Source organism: Halomonas sp. SIMBA_159, from assembly GCF_046536035.1.
In the GTDB taxonomy this organism is placed as follows: Bacteria; Pseudomonadota; Gammaproteobacteria; order Pseudomonadales; family Halomonadaceae; genus Vreelandella; species Vreelandella venusta_A.
The window spans coordinates 1-17312 of sequence record NZ_JAWJBT010000037.1 but is presented as its reverse complement, the minus strand read 5'-3'; the positions used below and the strand labels follow the sequence as shown (position 1 = coordinate 17312).

General features: G+C 53.7%; 14 protein-coding genes and 1 pseudogene. 3 read left to right on the top strand and 12 right to left on the bottom strand.

The annotated features are described in order from the left end of the window. Positions 1–93: 93 nt before the first annotated feature. The 9 genes from R0J87_RS17830 to R0J87_RS17790 form a co-directional block, all read right to left on the bottom strand. On the bottom strand, positions 94–1248 hold the full coding sequence (locus R0J87_RS17830; RefSeq protein ID WP_498887836.1) for an EAL domain-containing protein: 1155 nt from the start codon (positions 1246–1248) through the stop codon (positions 94–96). Between the two features lie 161 nt (positions 1249–1409). Continuing rightward, positions 1410–3092, bottom strand: coding sequence for a methyl-accepting chemotaxis protein (locus R0J87_RS17825; protein WP_498887834.1), 1683 nt, complete (start codon positions 3090–3092; stop codon positions 1410–1412). A 147-nt stretch (positions 3093–3239) separates the two neighbouring features. Then, positions 3240–5084 (bottom strand): ABC transporter ATP-binding protein, encoded by a 1845-nt coding sequence (locus R0J87_RS17820; RefSeq protein ID WP_498887837.1) that lies wholly within the window; start codon positions 5082–5084, stop codon positions 3240–3242. Positions 5085–5248: 164 nt separating this feature from the next. After that, on the bottom strand, positions 5249–6856 hold the full coding sequence (locus R0J87_RS17815; protein WP_498887832.1) for a gamma-glutamyltransferase family protein: 1608 nt from the start codon (positions 6854–6856) through the stop codon (positions 5249–5251). A gap of 31 nt (positions 6857–6887) precedes the next feature. Beyond that, positions 6888–8393, bottom strand: a complete 1506-nt coding sequence (locus R0J87_RS17810) for a tripartite tricarboxylate transporter permease (RefSeq protein WP_498887831.1) — start codon at positions 8391–8393, stop codon at positions 6888–6890. A gap of 16 nt (positions 8394–8409) precedes the next feature. Further along, on the bottom strand, positions 8410–8880 hold the full coding sequence (locus R0J87_RS17805) for a tripartite tricarboxylate transporter TctB family protein (protein ID WP_498887830.1): 471 nt from the start codon (positions 8878–8880) through the stop codon (positions 8410–8412). 69 nt (positions 8881–8949) lie between these two features. Continuing rightward, a complete protein-coding gene (locus R0J87_RS17800) occupies positions 8950–9930 on the bottom strand; it encodes a Bug family tripartite tricarboxylate transporter substrate binding protein (RefSeq protein ID WP_498887828.1) in 981 nt (326 codons plus the stop codon). Between the two features lie 124 nt (positions 9931–10054). Next, positions 10055–10585 carry a chromate transporter gene (locus tag R0J87_RS17795; protein ID WP_498887827.1) on the bottom strand — a complete coding sequence of 177 codons (531 nt, stop codon included), beginning with the start codon at positions 10583–10585 and terminating at the stop codon, positions 10055–10057. Next, complete coding sequence (locus R0J87_RS17790; RefSeq protein WP_498887826.1) at positions 10582–11139, bottom strand: chromate transporter; 558 nt, start codon at positions 11137–11139, stop codon at positions 10582–10584. Before R0J87_RS17790 ends, R0J87_RS17795 begins: the two co-directional genes overlap by 4 nt. Before the next feature lie 189 nt (positions 11140–11328). Here R0J87_RS17790 and R0J87_RS17785 point away from each other — a divergent pair, with 189 nt between their 5' ends. After that, the gene (locus R0J87_RS17785; protein WP_498887824.1) at positions 11329–11997 is read left to right on the top strand and encodes a GntR family transcriptional regulator; all 669 of its coding nucleotides are present in this window, start codon (positions 11329–11331) and stop codon (positions 11995–11997) included. 91 nt (positions 11998–12088) lie between these two features. Further along, positions 12089–12655 carry a DUF1415 domain-containing protein gene (locus R0J87_RS17780; protein WP_404344992.1) on the top strand — a complete coding sequence of 189 codons (567 nt, stop codon included), beginning with the start codon at positions 12089–12091 and terminating at the stop codon, positions 12653–12655. On the opposite strand, the gene R0J87_RS17775 is transcribed toward R0J87_RS17780, so the two are convergent. The 3 genes from R0J87_RS17775 to R0J87_RS17765 form a co-directional block, all read right to left on the bottom strand. Beyond that, the gene (locus R0J87_RS17775; RefSeq protein ID WP_498887822.1) at positions 12633–14288 is read right to left on the bottom strand and encodes a sensor domain-containing diguanylate cyclase; all 1656 of its coding nucleotides are present in this window, start codon (positions 14286–14288) and stop codon (positions 12633–12635) included. The two genes, R0J87_RS17780 and R0J87_RS17775, sit on opposite strands and share 23 nt — an antisense overlap. Before the next feature lie 148 nt (positions 14289–14436). Further along, a complete protein-coding gene (locus R0J87_RS17770) occupies positions 14437–16113 on the bottom strand; it encodes a methyl-accepting chemotaxis protein (protein WP_498887820.1) in 1677 nt (558 codons plus the stop codon). A gap of 214 nt (positions 16114–16327) precedes the next feature. Beyond that, complete coding sequence (locus R0J87_RS17765; protein ID WP_498887818.1) at positions 16328–16693, bottom strand: hypothetical protein; 366 nt, start codon at positions 16691–16693, stop codon at positions 16328–16330. Positions 16694–16793: 100 nt separating this feature from the next. Here R0J87_RS17765 and R0J87_RS17760 point away from each other — a divergent pair. Further along, positions 16794–17293, top strand: a pseudogene (locus tag R0J87_RS17760) (transposase); the annotation flags it as partial. Positions 17294–17312: the final 19 nt, after the last annotated feature.

Below are 17312 nucleotides of genomic sequence, written 5' to 3'. Positions count from 1 at the left end.
AAGGGTTGGGTGTGTTCTTATTAGAGGTTCGAGCAGATATGAAAAAAGCAGCGAGGTAATCGCTGCTTTTATTCTATAGAGTAAGTATTTAGGTCAATTTTCTATTTTTGCGCGGCTTTCTAACCAGGCATCAAATGCTTTTGGAGATAGCGGGCGAGATATAAAGTAGCCTTGACCCACAGGACAGCATACGTCTTTAAGCGTGTTGTACTGACCGTCGTTTTCGATACCTTCGGATACGACGCTCATGCCAAGGCGGCTGCCAAGCTCCACAATGGAGAGAACGATGGTGCGGGCCCTGGGCTCATTATCCATGAGAGAGACGAAGCTACGGTCTATTTTTAACTCATCAAACGGCAGGCGATATAGCTGAGTCAAAGATGAATAACCCGTACCAAAGTCATCAAGCGCTAGCTTGCAGCCTCGTTTACGCAGTTCATCTAAGACGTGTCGCGCATAGCCTAAGCACTCCACGCCGACGGATTCCGTCAGTTCTAACGTGATCTTGGTCATATCGATAGGGTACTTGGCACAAAGCGCATCGAACATCGTCAGCATATTCTCAGCTTTGATGAACTCAGCTGGCACGTTAATGGCGATGCTTAGAGGGAGTCCGCTAGTGTGCCAAGCGGCCAGCTGTGTCAGTGCTAGCTCTAAAACGCACCACGTTAGCGGTATCATAAGGCCGCTTCGTTCGGCGAGGGGAATGAAGTTATCGGGATAGATGGTGCCTCGGGTTGGGTCTTCCCAACGTACTAAGGCTTCTGCGCCTACTACGGTTCCGCTTGCAAGAGCGACCTTGGGTTGTAGCGCGAGGCAGATGTGTTTTTGTTTAATGGCTTGGGCTAGCTCACCAACCGAGGGGGCCTTCGGAGACGCTTCAACCTGCTCAATAAAGTCAGCTAGGCCCGTCATTAGCTTTGCCTTGGGTAAAAACCCCAGCATTTTTAAACCCTTGGCTTTACCTTCTGCGATCGCATGGGCAGCCGTTTCACCGGAACAGCTGCTTAATAGCAAGATAGACGCGCTGATTTTTAGATCATAAAGGTAATCCAGAATATCCAGTCCCGTAAAATCTCCCAGACCAAAATCAAGCACAATCAGATTAGTGTTAAGCAAGGCAGGTTTACGTGCCAGCTCTCCTAAACAGCCGGCGGTGGCTACGTCAAACCCATGGCGGCTGAGTAGCATTTTACCCAGCAGCTGAATATCGACGTCATCATCCACGACTAACGCACTAGGCGGCATAATGTGGCCTCACACGTGGGTACACGGCGCTTTTTGTAGAGGTTATTGCGCGTGTACTAGCGCATTGCCGGGTTGAGCAATGCAAAACGCCTTCAGGAGTCAGTGGAGAGACCAAAGGCGCGGATAGTATCAATCTTAAGCGATCAGTTGAGCCAATATCATTAGAAAGACTCCCACTTGGGCGTGGTTGGATGCGCTAATGTTTTTGATGGGTCAGATGTTACATATAGTGTGCTTTTCCTCGTTGGAGCAAGTGAGGTATGTCGTGCTGTATCAACGGTCGGTGAGCTGGCACTTAGTTTGAAAGAGCCGACCAAGGCACCGAGCCGATCAGCCTGTTCGCGGAGCTCAGCGGCCGCAGCGCTAGATTCCTCGACCATCGAAGCGTTGTGCTGGGTCATACTATCCAATTCATTTACCGCATCATTGACTTGGCCAATGCCTACACTCTGTTCCTTAACCCCTGCGCTAATTTCTTCCACTACATCAGCAACGCGCTCTATGCTTTGCATCATGCTGTGCAGTGTATCGCCGGCGGCTTTCACTTGGGAAACGCCCGAGTGGGTACGCTCTGCCGAGGTGCTGATCAGCTCAGAGATACTTTTTGACGCTTCACTGGTACGGCTGGCAAGAATACGCACTTCTTGCGCGACCACCGCAAATCCCTTCCCATGCTCTCCGGCTCTGGCCGCTTCCACTGACGCATTCAGTGCCAAAATATTGGTTTGAAAGGCAATACTTTCGATCATGGTCACTATTTCACCAATCTTGCCTGACGACTCGCTCATGCTGTCCATGGTTTTTTGAACGCCCTGCATGGCATTCAAACCTTGGTGTGCAATATCGCGAGTTGATAGTGCGAGCTGATGTGCCTGCTGAGCTGACTCTGAGGCGTTATTCACCACTGCAGCAATCTGCTCCATAGAAGCGGAGGTTTGCTGAAGATTGGCAGCGGCCTGCTCGGTGCGTGAAGCAAGTTCTTGGCTGCCTTTGGCAATTTCTGTGGAGGCATGCTGCAGGCTGACGGTGCTGTGGCTGACGGATTGCAACGTGTCGTCAATGCGCTTAATAAAAGCGTTGAATTGCAGGGCTAGTTCGCCAATTTCATCTTTACGCTGATTGTCAATGCGTGCCGTTAGATCGCCGTCACCTTCAGTGATTTCTTTAATTCTTGCGCTTACTTGCTGGATAGCTCGCGACATCATTTTAGGCCCCATGATGGCGATGAGCATCACAATAATAAATACAGCTAATGAAAAGGTAATGGTAGAGTTTTGCTGTAGCTTTATTCTATCGGCGACCGCTAGTTCAGTGGCTAAGACTACCGCTTCAACATTTTGTCCTGAAATGTCATATAAGGTACGTAATTCTTCAAAGCTTTCTAAGGATGAGCTTGAAAGCATGCTGATAGCACTGTCGGTATTGCCTGATTGGTGAAGCTCAAACACACGGCTACTTTCTTGTTTCCAATGATTGTAAGCACTTTCAAAGCTTGATAGTTGGGCTACAAGCTCAGGGTGAGATTGCATGTTTTGAAGATATGCTTGCATGCGATCATAGGCTTGCTGTGCATTTTCTTCATAGCTATCTTTCAGCTGAATACTTCTTTCAGTTGATGTAGGTGTTAAAACATATTCGATCTCAGCGACCCGGGCTTGATATAAGTCTCTATCAGCATTTAGGGTTGTTGAGATAGCAGGGATATAACTATTTACTAAGGTGCTAAGGCGGTTCTTAACCATATTGACCAGTAAAGCATCGGCTAGCACAACAGCAAGCAGCGACAATGCGACAGCAATGAATGCCATCGTATATTTGAAGCTGATTTTGTTAATCGTTCTCATGTGGTGCGCTCCGCACTTTAACTTTAATATTGGCGAATTTACTACCCTTTGCAGGTGATGGCGATAAGTTAAAGAGCGGTGTAACCTTTTTTCACTTTCTAAGTTGGTAGCGTACTAATTTGTTGTGAATATTATTGATAATTGTTTTTATTTATACCCCTCCGCCTGCAAATGAAACAGCGACGCATAGCGACCATTGTCTTCTAGCAGCGTTTCATGGGTGCCGCGTTCGATGATGCGCCCTTGGTCGATGACGATGATTTGGTCGGCGCTGCGGACGGTCGAGAAACGATGAGAGATCAGAATCGTCATCTTGTCGCGGCTGTGATCACGAAAGCGGGCAAAGACATCCGCCTCGGCGGCAGCATCCATGGCAGCGGTAGGCTCGTCCAGCACTAAGATATCGGCATCTTTACGCATATAGGCGCGGGAGAGCGCCACTTTCTGCCACTGGCCGCCGGAGAGCTCCTGGCCATTTTTAAACCAGCGCCCTAGCTGGGTTTGGTAACCTTCGGGCATACGCTTGATAAAGCTATCGGCCAGCCCGTCTTTTGCCGCTTGCTGCCAGCGCTGCTGATCATCGAAGGCCGTGGTATCGCCCACTCCAAGATTTTCACCTACGGTGAGCTGGTAGCGTACAAAGTCTTGGAAGATAACGCCCACGCGTGCTCTTAATGCTTGAGTATCCCAATCGTTAAGGTCACTGCCATCCAGCAAAATTCTCCCTTGAGTGGGTCGGTAGAGCCGCGTTAAGAGCTTAATTAAGGTGGTTTTGCCTGAGCCGTTTTCACCCACCAGGGCTAAGCTGCTACCGGGCACAATGTGTAGCGAAATATCGTGTAGCACCTCTTGGCCACCGGGGTAAGCAAAGCTCACCTGCTCAAAGCGCAGCCCGTCGTTGGGCGCCGCTCCTTGGGTTAAATGGCCAGCGTCGGCTTCGGTGGGTTGTTCCAGGTATTCGTATAAATTGGAAAGGTAGAGGTTGTCTTCATACATGCCGCTCACGGCTGTCAGGCTGGCGGATAGCGCGCTTTGGCCCTGCTTAAACACCATTAAGTACATGGTCATTTGGCCTAGCGTGAGGGCTCCTGCCACGGTTTCCACCACGACCCAGCCATAGGCAGCATAGAAAGTAAGTGTACCCAGTAGCCCTAGAATAAACCCCCAGCTCTCCCGGCGTAGGGTCAGGCGGCGGTCTTCGGCAAATAGCTGGTGGAAAATAGCCCGGTAGCGCTGAAGAAAGCGCTGCTCTAAGCCAAATAGTTTGACCTCTTTAATGCTGTCTTCCCGGGCCAGTACGGTTTCCAGGTACATCTGCATGCGGGTTTGCGGCGAGCGCCAACGAAATAGCCGGAAGGCATCGCCGGAAAATTTCGCCTCAGAAAGAAATACCGGCAGCGCACCGGCTACCAAGATTAATAGCGCCCAGGGAGAAAACTGCACCAGTAGGAAGGCAAAACTGCCAAGGGAAATAGCGTTTTGCAGCAGCCCAAAGGTTTTATTGACCAGCGCTAGTGGGCGGGTTGATGCTTCACGCCTGGCGCGGGTGAGTTGATCATAAAGCTCTGAATCCTCGAATTGGCTCAGCGATAGCGTGCCTGCTTTTTCTAAAATCATCACGTTCACTTTCTGCCCGAGCAGCGCTCTTAACAGCGACTGCTGGGCCGAGAGGCCACGCTGGGCTAACGCCATCAGGGCAATGATGCCGCCTTCCAACGCCACTAACCCCAGCACTGGAGTGAGCGTTGCCCATAAGTCAGGGTTGCTCGCTGCCTCATAGCTTTCCATGGCCGCCAGCACGCCATCGACAATCAACTGGCCCACATAAGCCGCCACAGCGGGCAGTACGCCAGCCACTAGCGTGCAAAGCGCCAAGCCCAGCATCATCCAGCGGGAGGTTTCCCATACCAGTGCCAGCGCACGGCGGCTATAGCGAAACACGCTAAAGAAGCCGCTAAAGGGGGAGAGAGAAGGCGAAGGAGCAGACGGCATCATGAGTTAGCAACATCAAGGTAAGCAAAAAGAGGCTGCCATGATGCGTGGCTTCGGCGTTGATAGCCAGAGGAGAAAGCTAGAGGAATAGCTAGAGGAGATAGCGGTTGATTCCGCGAGCCTACTGCCCACCTGGGTGGGCAGTAGTGACACAGCACCAGGCGCTATAGCGGTAGCACTGCACCGTCGGTGCGTGGTTCAGTACCGCCTTGCAGCACGCCGGTATCAGAATTACGGAGAATGATTTGGCCACGGCCAAAGCTAATCGAATCCGCTACCTTAACAATCTTGTGGCCGCGACGAGCGAGGGCCAGCGCTAAATGGTTGGGGAAATCCGCTTCCACCTCAACGGTTCTGCCAGTCGTCCACTTCCAACGGGGCATATCCAATGCGGCCTGTGGGTTGAGCTGATCCTCAATCATCGCAGTGACTACCTGCACTTGGCCCTGAGGCTGCATATAGCCGCCCATCACGCCAAACGGCCCAACGGCTTGATCATCTTTGGTGATAAAGCCTGGAATGATGGTGTGGTAGGTGCGCTTGCCGGGAGCCAGGGCATTCGTGTGCTCAGGCTCTAGCGAGAATGACCAGCCACGGTTTTGCAGGCTAATCCCGGTGCCAGGGATGACCATGCCGGAACCAAAGCCTTTAAAGTTACTTTGGATAAACGACACCATATTGCCTTCGTCGTCGGCAGTGGCTAGGTAGACGGTGCCGCCTTGCAACGGGTTGCCGTGTGCCGGGTCAACGGCCTGATCGCCGATCAGCGCTGCGCGCGCTTTCAGGTAGGCATCATCCAGCATTTGCTCGGTGGTGGGAGCCATCGCGCTGCGTTCGGTGATGTGTTTAAAGCCATCCATATAGGCAAGTTTAGTGGCTTCAATCCGGCGGTGCAGGGTTTCAACCGCATCGCCTGGGCACGGGTCTAACCGTTCCAGCATGCCGAGCGCCTGCAGCACGATCATACCGCTGCCGTTCGGTGGAATTTCCCAAATATCATGGCCTTGATAGCGCACGCTAATTGGGTCGACCCACTCGGGCTGGTAAGCGGCCAAATCCTCTTTACGAATTAAGCCGCCATGCTCGCGGGAGAACGCATCGATTGCCTCAGCCAGTTCACCGCGATAAAACGCCTCGGCGTTTGTGTTTGCAATCGCGGCTAAGCTTTTCGCGTGGTCAGGGGCGGACCATAACTCGCCAGGGCGCGGTGCCCGGCCTTTGGGCGCAAAGGTATCGAACCAGGGTTGGAAGGCCGCGTCGGGGTAGGTCGCGTAGTTATGGAAGGCCTCTTCCCACATTTGGTGGATCACCGGCGTCACCGCAAAGCCTTCTTCTGCCAGCGCGATGGCAGGCGCTAGCAGATCCGTAAAGGGCAGTTTACCAAAGCGCTCAGAGAGTGCTGCCCAGGCCGCAGGCGCGCCAGGCACGGTGACCGGCAGCATGCCATGGTTAGGCATAGCGTCATGGCCAAGCGCTTTCAAAGCTTCAATGGTGGCCGCCTGCGGAGCAGGGCCACTGGCGTTGAGGCCATGTAGCTTTCCATCGACCCACACAATCGCGAAGGCGTCGCTGCCAATACCGTTAGAAGTGGGCTCTACCACGGTAAGCGCGGCGGCGGTGGCAATCGCCGCATCAATCGCATTGCCGCCTTGCTGCAAAATAGTGATACCTACCTGGGCGGCGAGCGGCTGGGAAGTGGCTACCATGCCACGTTTGCCAAAGGTGGCCATCCTTCGCGAGGCGCTGGGGTAATAGAGAGCGTCGTTGTGCATGTTTATGATCCTTTGCGTCGATGAGTCATCGCTATTGGGATGTCGCAGGTTTTAGACGTTTCAGCTTACGGTCTTGGTAGAGCGAAAAAACGACCGAAGCAACAGCCAACACTAAGAACAGTGCAGAGAGTGGCCGTGTCAGGAAGGTTAGCCAGTTAGGGTCGAGCTCTAGCGCGCGGAAAAGCTGCCGTTCTAAATTGTTGCCCAGCACCACGCCGAGTATGAGCGGCGTAAGAGGAACACCTGCTTTCCAAAGCAAGTAGCCAATCACCCCGAAAATAAACAGCACCCAGATATCGAACAGGTTGTTATTGAGCGCATAGGCACCAATGGTGCAGAGCATCAGCACAACCGGCACTAGGATTTGTTGCGGGATTAACGAGATTTTGGCGAACCAGCGCACCAGCAGCAGGTTACACAGCACCATCACCACCGCACCGATTAAGAGACTTGCGTAGATCGCGCCCACCAGCACCGGGTTTTGTTCAAACATCATCGGGCCTGGGGTGATGCCGTGGAGAATCAGCACGCCCATCATGATGGCCATGGGCAGATCACCCGGAATGCCCAGTGCTAAGGTCGGCACGAATGCACCGCCAGCAACAGCACTATTCGATGCCTCGGAAGCCACAATCCCGCTAGGGGTGCCCGTGCCAAACGTTTCAGGGTGGCGCGAAAACTTTTTTGCCTGGTCGTAGCTTACAAAATTGGCGACGGTACCGCCGGTGCCCGGTAGTGCGCCGATCAGGCTGCCAATCAATGATGAACGCAGGGTGTTGAGCTTTTGGCCCGCCATATCTTTCATGATCTGACGGTAAGGAATCGACACATTCGTATCGACGCCTTTGCCGCCGTCATTGCCATCGCGCATTTTTTCGATATTGCCGAGCAGTTGAGAGAACGCAAAGACACCAATCATCACGGGCAGCATCTCAAACCCTGAGCTGAGGGCGGGCACGTCAAAATCAAAGCGCAGATTGCTGTTGCGGTCATAGCCAACGGTGGTAATCAATAAGCCTAGCGCAGCGGCTAAAAGGCCTTTGAGGAGCGCGCCGTTGGATAGCCCGGCCACTAGCGTTAGCGCGAAGATGATCAGCGCGGTAATTTCCCAAGGGCGGAAATTCATGCTGAAACTGGCAATCAGCGGCCCAAAAAAGACCAGCACGGCCACGCTGATAATGGTGCCAAGAAAGGAGGACATGACACCAATCCCCAACGCTCGGCCGGGTTCGCCCTTTTGGGCCATTGGGTAGCCATCGTAAACAGTGGTAATCGAGGAGGGTGTACCGGGTATACCCAGCATCACACCCGACACAATACCGCCCGAGTATCCGCCTACAAAGACGCCGACCATGAGCGAGACGCCGCTCACCGGGTCCATGGCGAAGGTAAAGGGGAAGACCACTAAAATAGCCATGGTCACGGTAAAGCCAGGAATACTGCCCCCCACAATACCGAACAGCACACCGAGTATGATCAAGCCCATGACGGAGGGGCTGCCGACCTCGCTGAGTGCTTGAAGAAAGAAATTAGACATTAGACGTTCCTCAGCATTAGGGCAGCCAGACGTTTAAGCCGTAGCGGAAAATAACAAATACCAGCGGCACAAACGTGCAGCTGATGCCCAGGTTGATTACCCATTTACGCTTAGTATCGACGCCTAATAACAAGGCAAAAGAGGCCACTAAAAAACTGATGGTAGCCACGATATAGCCCAGTAAGGGCAGCAGCGCTGCATAAAGCCCAAACATTACAAATAGCGCTACAACGGTTTTACGCCGGGTAAACCAGTCGCTGATCTCCGTTCGCCAGGACGCTACGGGAGTGACGCGGGTGAACAGGGAGCGGATCAGCATCAAGAGCGATAAAAGCCCTATCGTGACGAGCAAGATGCGTGGGAACAGGGCAGATCCGTAAGGCTGCCAGCTTGTTGGTGGGCGAATGGAGCCCGACTCCACCCACATGACAGCCACCATTAAAAGCAGCGCGAGCGCCAGCGCGCGGTCTTTGGTAAGCGTTAGCATTAGCGTAGCCTCCAGGTGCTCCCAGGCGCGTTGCCCTGGGAGCATGAGCGAGAAATGACGTCGAAACGCTTAGTTTTGGAACTCGATGTTTTCGGCAGCCGCCGAAAGTGCCGCTTCGTTTTCCTCTAAGAACGCTTGATAGTCATCGCCCGCCAGGAAGCGTACAACCGAGCCGAACTCATTCTCGATTCGGCTTTGAACCTGTTCATCCTCCAGCGCTTGACCATAGGCCTCTGCGACGGCGTCCAATACCTCTTGGGGAGTGCCCTTGGGCGCAAAGATGCCACGGCTGGTGGAGTGATCCATCTCAATGCCCTGTTCTCGCAGGGTGGCAACATCGGGCATGTTGTCCAAGCGCTCAGGGTGCGCGATGCCTAGGGGCTTAAAGGTGCCATCTTCATAAAAAGCGCCCCCGGAAGGCAGGTTAAACATGGCGAAGTCGACTTCTTTGGCCATTAACGCAGAGACTTGTTGGCCGGTGTCGGGGTAGCCCACTAGGCGTACATCTGCCATATCAATACCGGCTTCCTGGAAAAACTGCGCCCAGAAGAAGTGGTCGGTTGAGCTTGGGATCATGCTAAAGCGCACTTGGCCTGGGTTTTCACGCACGTAGTCGGCAATATCCGCCGCACTTTCTACAGGGTGTCCTTCGTAGGTCGTGGCGATATTGATGGTTTGTGTGAGTAGGGCGATGGGCTCAAAAGCGTCGTAGGAGTAATCGACGGTGCCAGCGAGCTTTGAAAGCGCAATCGTGTCATGGCTGCCCAGCAGCGTGTAGCCATCGGGCGTAGCGTCTTTAACGTTGCGTGACCCAAGCGTTGCGCCTGCCCCGGCCATATTCACCGGCACAATCGAGGCACCTAAGTGCTGCTCGGCTTCTTGTGATACCAGCCGGAAAATAATATCCGTGGCACCACCGGGGCCGTAAGGGATGATTAAACGAATATCCTGCTCAGGATAGTCCGCGTGGGCAGTGGAGATGAGCGCCAGGCTGGAGGTAAGTCCAATGGCGGCGAGTGTGGTACTTAGAGCAAGTTTTGAACGCGTCATTTTATACACCTTTTTTGATTGAGTTGGTGTGGTGATCCGCTGCGTTAAGCAGCGGTGGGGTGAGCGCGTGGTCCCATATTGGGTTCTTATTGTCTGCAGTGAATCGTCTTTAGTGCACAACAGGTCAACCTAAGAAGAGCCCTCCATAAACCAAGGCGCCGATAACAACAAAGGCGGGATGGGTGTTAAAGCGCACGAGGGCAATGGCCGCCACAACACCGATAATCAGCGTGTGGATGATGCCGCTTGCCGCCAAACTTTCTGTGAAAAAACCAAGCGTTAGCCACGCCATCATCATGGCAATGACGGGTCGTACCCACTGGCTCATGCGCTTAACCCGCGGGGAGTCTCGGTGGCGATATAAAAGCCCCAAGGCGCCAAGCATAAGCAGCAGTGAAGGAATGACCGTGGCCGAGACGGCAACGAATGCCCCGCCGACCCCTGCAACTTCATACCCCACATACCCCGCCATTTTGGTGGCAATGGGGCTTGGCAGTGCGTTGCCGAGCGCCAGCGTTTCAGCAAAACCCTGCGAGGTCATCCAGCCGTAGCGGCCTACCACCTCTGCTTCAATGAGCGGAATAATGGCGGGGCCACCGCCATAACCGATAATGTTAGGAATAAAAAACGCTAAAAAGAGATCCCAATAAATCATGCGGTACCCTCCGCGTGTTTTTTACGAGCAGGACGCAGCAGGGCAGTGAGGAGAATGGCCCCAATCACCCAGCCGGGGTGCACGCCGAGCCAGTAAATCACCGCACCAGCGACCACCGCCATGACTGCACTGGTAAGCCAGCCAAGCGCTGCCTTGGATTTATCGAAGAAGTCCCAGGTGAGTTGGCCCATCATCACCATCACCACGGGGATGACCGCTTGCCCCATGCCGCGTATCCAGCCAACGTCGCGGTAGCGGCTAAAAATGCCTAACATCACAATCATGGCCACGATCATCGGCAAGATGACGGCAATCACCGCGGCCGCGCAGCCGCTAATGCCTGCTACTCGGTAGCCGATGTAGCCAGGCATTTTGGTAGCAATAGGGCCAGGTAGCGTATTGCCAATCGCCAAGACATCGGCAAACTCTTCATCGGTTAACCACTGGTTGCGTGTCACGACTTCCGCTCTGACCAGCGGTATCATGGCGGGCCCACCGCCAAAGCCGAAAATGCCGACGCGGAAAAATGCCCAAAAGAGTGCGGTTTGCTTCATGCGATCAGCGCCTGTAGGGAAGACAGTACGGTCAGTAGCATAAGATTTCCCTATTTATCGTTTGTAGGTTAAAAAATCGATTATTTTGTCTAAAATAGAATATAGGTGAGCCTGATAAGAGGCGTCAACACCTAGCGATGGAATCTCCGTTAACTGAAGCCTTGCGACGTGACGCAAAAGGACTCCGGAATGAACAAGCATATTCAGTTCCCTGCGGCTAGCGCATCCAGCCCCATTTATGATGTGTTGCGTCGAGATTTGGTGGGTGGTCGCTTCAAAGCAGGCGAGAAACTCGCGATTAATGCGTTAAAGGAGCAGTACCAAGTTGGTTTGAGCCCACTACGTGAGGCGCTGAACAAGCTGGCGGCTTATGGACTGCTGGTGCAGGAGAATCAGCGCGGGTTTCGAGTGCCGAAACTCTCCCGGGAAGAGTTAGATGACATTGCACGCCTGCGTACCGAGCTTGAAGGGATGGCGCTTGAACGGGCGATTGCCCATGGTGATGCGGTGTGGGAAGCGGATCTTTTGGCGGCGGCACATCGTTTAAAACGAGCCGATATTACCCTGGATAAAGGTGAGGAGTGGGAGCGTCTGCATACGCACTTTCACCGTACCCTCGTTGCTCCTTGTGGTTCAGTTTGGCTACTGCGTTTTATTGAACAGCTGCACGACCAGTTTGACCGTTACCGGCGCTTAGGGCCGAAAATGCCGACTATCCGTCAGGAGCTGGATGACCAGCACCATGAGCTGGTAGAGCTAGCGCTTCAGCGCGACGCGACAGCCGCAAGAGCATTGATGGACGACCATATTCACAAATCTTATGAAGTCGCCTTGGCCCGTTATCAACAGCACGCCTAGCGTATTTGCGGGGGCTTGCCTGTACACTGGCGCCTAGTACGTGGCCGTTGCCACGATTTTTAAAGAGCCGCAGGGTGTAGGTGGAACGGGTATGACGCAAGCAGCAGATCAGCAGGTAGTGGACCAAACGCTGGCATGGGTGAGCCATTTTATTGTTGGACACAACATTTGCCCTTTTGCTAAACGTGAGCTAGATAACAATACGATTCGTGTTGAAGTCGTGCGCTCGAAAAAGGTCGATGTGGCGCTTGAGGAGTTAGTGGCGGAACTGGAGTGGCTCAACGAGCACCCTGAAGCAGAAACCACCCTGCTGGTGTTTCCGACGCTTTTTAAAAGCTTCGACCACTATTTGGATTTTGTAGAGCTTGCCGAACAGCTGCTCGTTGAGCTGGGTTACGAAGGTATTTACCAGCTAGCGACGTTTCACCCCGACTACTGTTTTGCTGATGCAGAGCCAGACGATGCAGCGAATTACTCTAACCGCTCGCCCTATGCCATGGTGCATTTGCTGCGCGAAGCCAGCGTTGAAAAAGCCATTGCGTTTTATGGCGATACCGCCGCTATTCCTGAGCGCAATATCGCCTATCTCACCGAGTTAGGTAGCGAAGCGGCTGACGCACAGCTACAGCAGTGCCTTAACTCGACTCCCCATAAATAACCAAACGATGCTTGCCTTTGCTTTTTGCTTTGTAGAGGGCGATATCGGCTAGTTGCATCACCTGTTCTATGTCGTGGCCATGCTGTGGCCACCAGGCTGCCCCCAGGCTACAACCTACCTGTGCCTGCTGGTTGCCTGGTAGCACAACAGGACTTGCGATACGCTGGAGCAGCCGTTGGCTTACTTCTGTCGCCAGCGCTGCGCTGCTCTCATCAGGACTCTTGAGTACCATAACAAACTCGTCGCCTCCCAGCCGCGCGACCACATCACCGCTACGAAGCGTAGATTTTAGGCGCTGAGTGACTTCAATCAGCAGTAAATCCCCGGCATGGTGACCCAGCTCATCATTCACCCGTTTAAAACCATCGAGATCAAAGAGCAGCACAATAACGCTCTGCTGCTGGCGCTCTGCTTCAGGCAGCGTGTGCTGCAGGTATTGGGTGAGAAACGCTCGGTTAGGCAGCCCGGTTAACGGGTCAGTATTGGCCAAGTCCTCTAAGCGGCTAATGGTCTGGCGTTGGTCAATCAAACGCTCCACCATATCGCGCATTGAGGTGGAGAGCCGCTTAAGCTCCGGTGAACCGGTTTCCAGCGTCATCGCACTGCGGTTTGTAGCAGCTTGAATGTTGTCGGCCGCTCGGGCGAGGCGAGTCAGCGGTGCGATCAGCCGGGAGGCCACGATCCAGCCAAAGATGGAAAACATCAGGGCAACCAGCAGGCCAGTGCCCAAAATGATCTCGTAAAGCCGCTCAACCGGAGCAAAGGCGGTGATCACGGGTTGCCTGCTAACGGCTATCCAGCCTAGCCCTGGAAAATCGCCAACCCCCTGGCTGCGTGCTACTCCCGTGACATAGCGCTGCCCATCCGGCCAGGTTTCGATGGACCATTCGGGTATCGTGCTGCCCAAAGAGCTATGGATAAACTCCAACGGCTGACCCAAAAGTTCAGCGGGACCAATAATCACCGTGCCCTGAGACGAGAGCAATAGTAGGTCTGTTTGCTGTTCGCGTAGCTTCGGCGAAAACATAGAGTTTTTCACCTGTGTAGCCCACTCCCAACTGAGATGGACGGCTAGAACGCCGGTAAACTCCCCGCGTTGATTGTGAAGGGGGGCTGCAATGTCTACGAACTGAATGGGCTCGCCAGTGGGGTTGGGCAACAGCTGCGATAGCATGACGGCATCGTGAACATCGCCCACCCATAGTCCGTGCTGCCCCTCTATAAATACCGGCCGTTGGGCAATCGAGCTACCCTCCAAAATGCCCCCGGTCGATGCGACAACCGTGCCGCTGGCATCGGTTACTCCAATCCAGGACACCACATCATAGTTACGCTGCAGGTGTTCAAGCTGAGCGCGCATTAAGGGGGTATTCGTATGATCGGCAAACTCGTTGATGCCTAAAAGCAGACGCACCTCTTTGATACGTGCATCCATACTGCGGTTGAGTTTATCCACCATTTGGTAGGCGGTATCAGCTGTGTCGTGGCCAATGTGCTGCTCTAACTGCACAGCGGCCTCTTTGGAAGCGACCCAGCTTAGCAGCAGCGTAATAGCGACCACTAACGAGGTAATAAGGCCAATAATTCTAGCGCGCAGAGAAACGCGCCGTAGCAGTGAGCAGCGAGCAGGCATATAGGGCCCAGCGAGTTATCATCATTATGGGGGCAAATACACTATCTTAATTTTTGTCATGGCACTAATAGGGCGACTCAACGCTGATAGGTTTCGTGGCGCGGGCCACAACGGAGTGATTGACCCGCGCGTTTAACAAGTGACGGTATTAAAACGCTTCCCACTCAGGCTCTGCGGTTGGGCGCTGGCGCTGTGCCACGCTCACATTGTGCGATGGCGTGCGTAAGCGAGGGTTGGAAGCGGGCGCTGAGTGGCTGGATAGCTGAGCCTGACGACTGGATGCGTTAAGCCGGAAAGCCGCTACCAGTTCAGCGAGGCGAGAAGCCTCATCTTGTAGCGATGCGGAAGCCGTGCTGGTCTCTTCTACTAACGAGACGTTCTCCTGGGTGGCGGAGTCCATCTCAGCAATCGCGGTACTGATCTGGCTAATGCCTGATTCCTGTTCCTTAGCGGCGAGTGCCAGCTCCTGCATCATATCGTTCACACGCACGATGGCTTGGTTGATATCGTCCATGCTTTCGCCGTTTTTCAGGGCTTGGTCGGCACCTTGGGCAATACGGCTCGCGATATCCTCAATCATGGTGCGGATTTCTTTAGAGGAGTTCGAGGTTTTGGTGGCCAGTGAGCGCACTTCGCTCGCAACCACCGCAAAACCGCGACCGTGCTCTCCCGCCCGCGCGGCTTCCACGGAGGCGTTCAAGGCAAGGATGTTGGTTTGGAAGGCGATGGAGTCGATCACCTGAATGATTTCATTCACTTTCTGCGAGCTGGTCTCCAATTCGCGCATCAGCACGCTGGTTTGCTCAGACTCTTGCTTGCCGTGGGCCGCTTTCTTGGATGCATCTTGAGTCAGGCGCTCTGCCTGTGCGGCAGTATCTGCGTTTTGGCGAACGATGGATGATATTTCATCCATGCTAGCGGCTGTTTGCTGCAGCGCAGCAGCTTGCTGCTCGGTTCTAGAGGCTAGGTCTTGGCTGCCACCGGCAATCTGGCGCGAGCTGGCGGCCACGGCAGTACTGCTGTGTGAGAGCGTGCCCACCATGGTCTGCAGTTTGGCCTGCATCTCCTGCATCGCGCTGTAAAGGCGGCCGATTTCGTTTTTACCACGAGACTCAATGTCGCTGGTCAGGTCGCCTTGTGCGATGTTTTCACACACCTGCACCGAGCGCTGAAGAGGGCGCACAATCATGCGGTTAATGCCTATTTGCACGCCAATAAATAAGGCAAGCGCCAGGAAGATTAGCACTCCGCTCAGTATCATGGTCTTTGTGTGGCTCTGCTCGGCCTGAGCAATTTCTTCGGCGGTTAATGCTTGTGCCCGAGTATTAAAAGCACGAACAGCGTCAGTTAATATGTTGAACTCTGCATTAAAACGTTCCCGGTGCTGAGCCAGCGCAGTGTAATTGGCGTCTGCCAAGTCGCTGCGAAATGCCGCGGTGATCATTTGAGGATAATAATCCACAATCGCTGCAATCAGTGGAGCGCGAACCGCGGTGGGAGGAACCTCAACGGCGGTAAACTCTGCAAAGCGTGCATCTGCCCGCTCCAAGGCTGCTCGCGCCTGCCCCAGTGCCTCCTGGGCTAATGTACTTTCGCCGTCTTCGGTGTAGGCGGTATAGCGCGCTAGGCGCAGGCGCAGCTCCATTAAGTTGACCTCTGTGCGATTAATCGAAGCGACTTGCAGTGCTGCTACCTCATCAAGCTCGCGTAAACTGTCCATTACACTGAGCTTTGACAATATACCTGTCGTTGCGATGGCCAGCAGGGCAATTAGCATCAGCCCTTGCGCGGCTGCCAACGTATGTTTGACAGATAAATTTCGCATGTTGGTTACTCTCATAGGCAGGAAAAAGTGAGGAGCATGGTGGGCAGGGAGGGGAGTTCTGCTCATACATTATCGACACAAAGCGGATGCAGTTGAGAGGAGCTGAGAGGTTTTTTTAACTTTTTTACAAAGCGTGTGGATGAGTCTTGGCGATAGTCTAATAATCAAAAGGGGCCAGCAGGCTGGCCCATGAAAAAGTGATGCTTAAAAACGTTTAAAAGGCTTCCCGCTCGGGGGTAGCGGATAGCCGTGAGGGGGCAGCCGCGGCTAATGGCGAGGCGTAGGAAGTTCGAAAGGTTTGCTGAACGGCCAGCGGAATTTGGCTTGCTTGCTGAGTTTGCTTGATGCGTTTTAGCTTACACTCATTCACTAACACTGCTAAACGAGCCGCTTCATCTTGAAGCGAGGCCGAGGCAGTGCTGGTTTCCTCTACAAGCGACACGTTCTCTTGCGTGGCTGCATCCATCTGTGAAACAGCGGTACTGACTTGGCTGATGCCGGAATCCTGCTCTTTAGCGGCCAGTGCCAGCGCTTGCATCATTTCGGTGACTTGCATAATGGACGTATTAATATCGGCCATGCCTTGGCCATTACGCGTGGTTTGTTCCGCTCCTTGGACGATGCGCTGTGAGATATCTTCAATCAGCCCACGGATCTCTTTGGAAGACGTGGATGTTTTCGTCGCCGAACAGCCTCACCAGATTTGATCCTTGCAGGCCCGTTTTGAAGAAGAGACAGGCAAGACCGTCAGCACGGTGACCCTTCGCCGAGCGTTACACACAGCCGAAGGCTGAACGTATTGGGGTTTCTCAGCCGTGCTGGGAAAATGATCTACTACACCACTACGGGGTCAGTGACCACCGGGACGGTCATCGACGCGTTTGACCAGTTTGTAGTACAGAAAAAAACCGATACCTTCGCTGTTGTGGTGCTCGACAACGCCAGCATGCATCGCTCGCGGGCCTTCAGGCGGAAAATTGTCGAGTGGATGTCGCACCGTGTGAATCTGGTTGACTTATCGGCCTACTCGCCGGAGCTAAATCTGATTGAGATGCTGTGGCGTCAGATGAAGTACGCTTGGCTGCCGTTGAGTGCTTACCTTTCGTTTGATCACATCTGTGAAGAGGTACACCGGCTGTTGGGTAGCTATGGAGCTGATTACGCGATTAATTTTGAATAAGTACTTAATAAGAGCACTC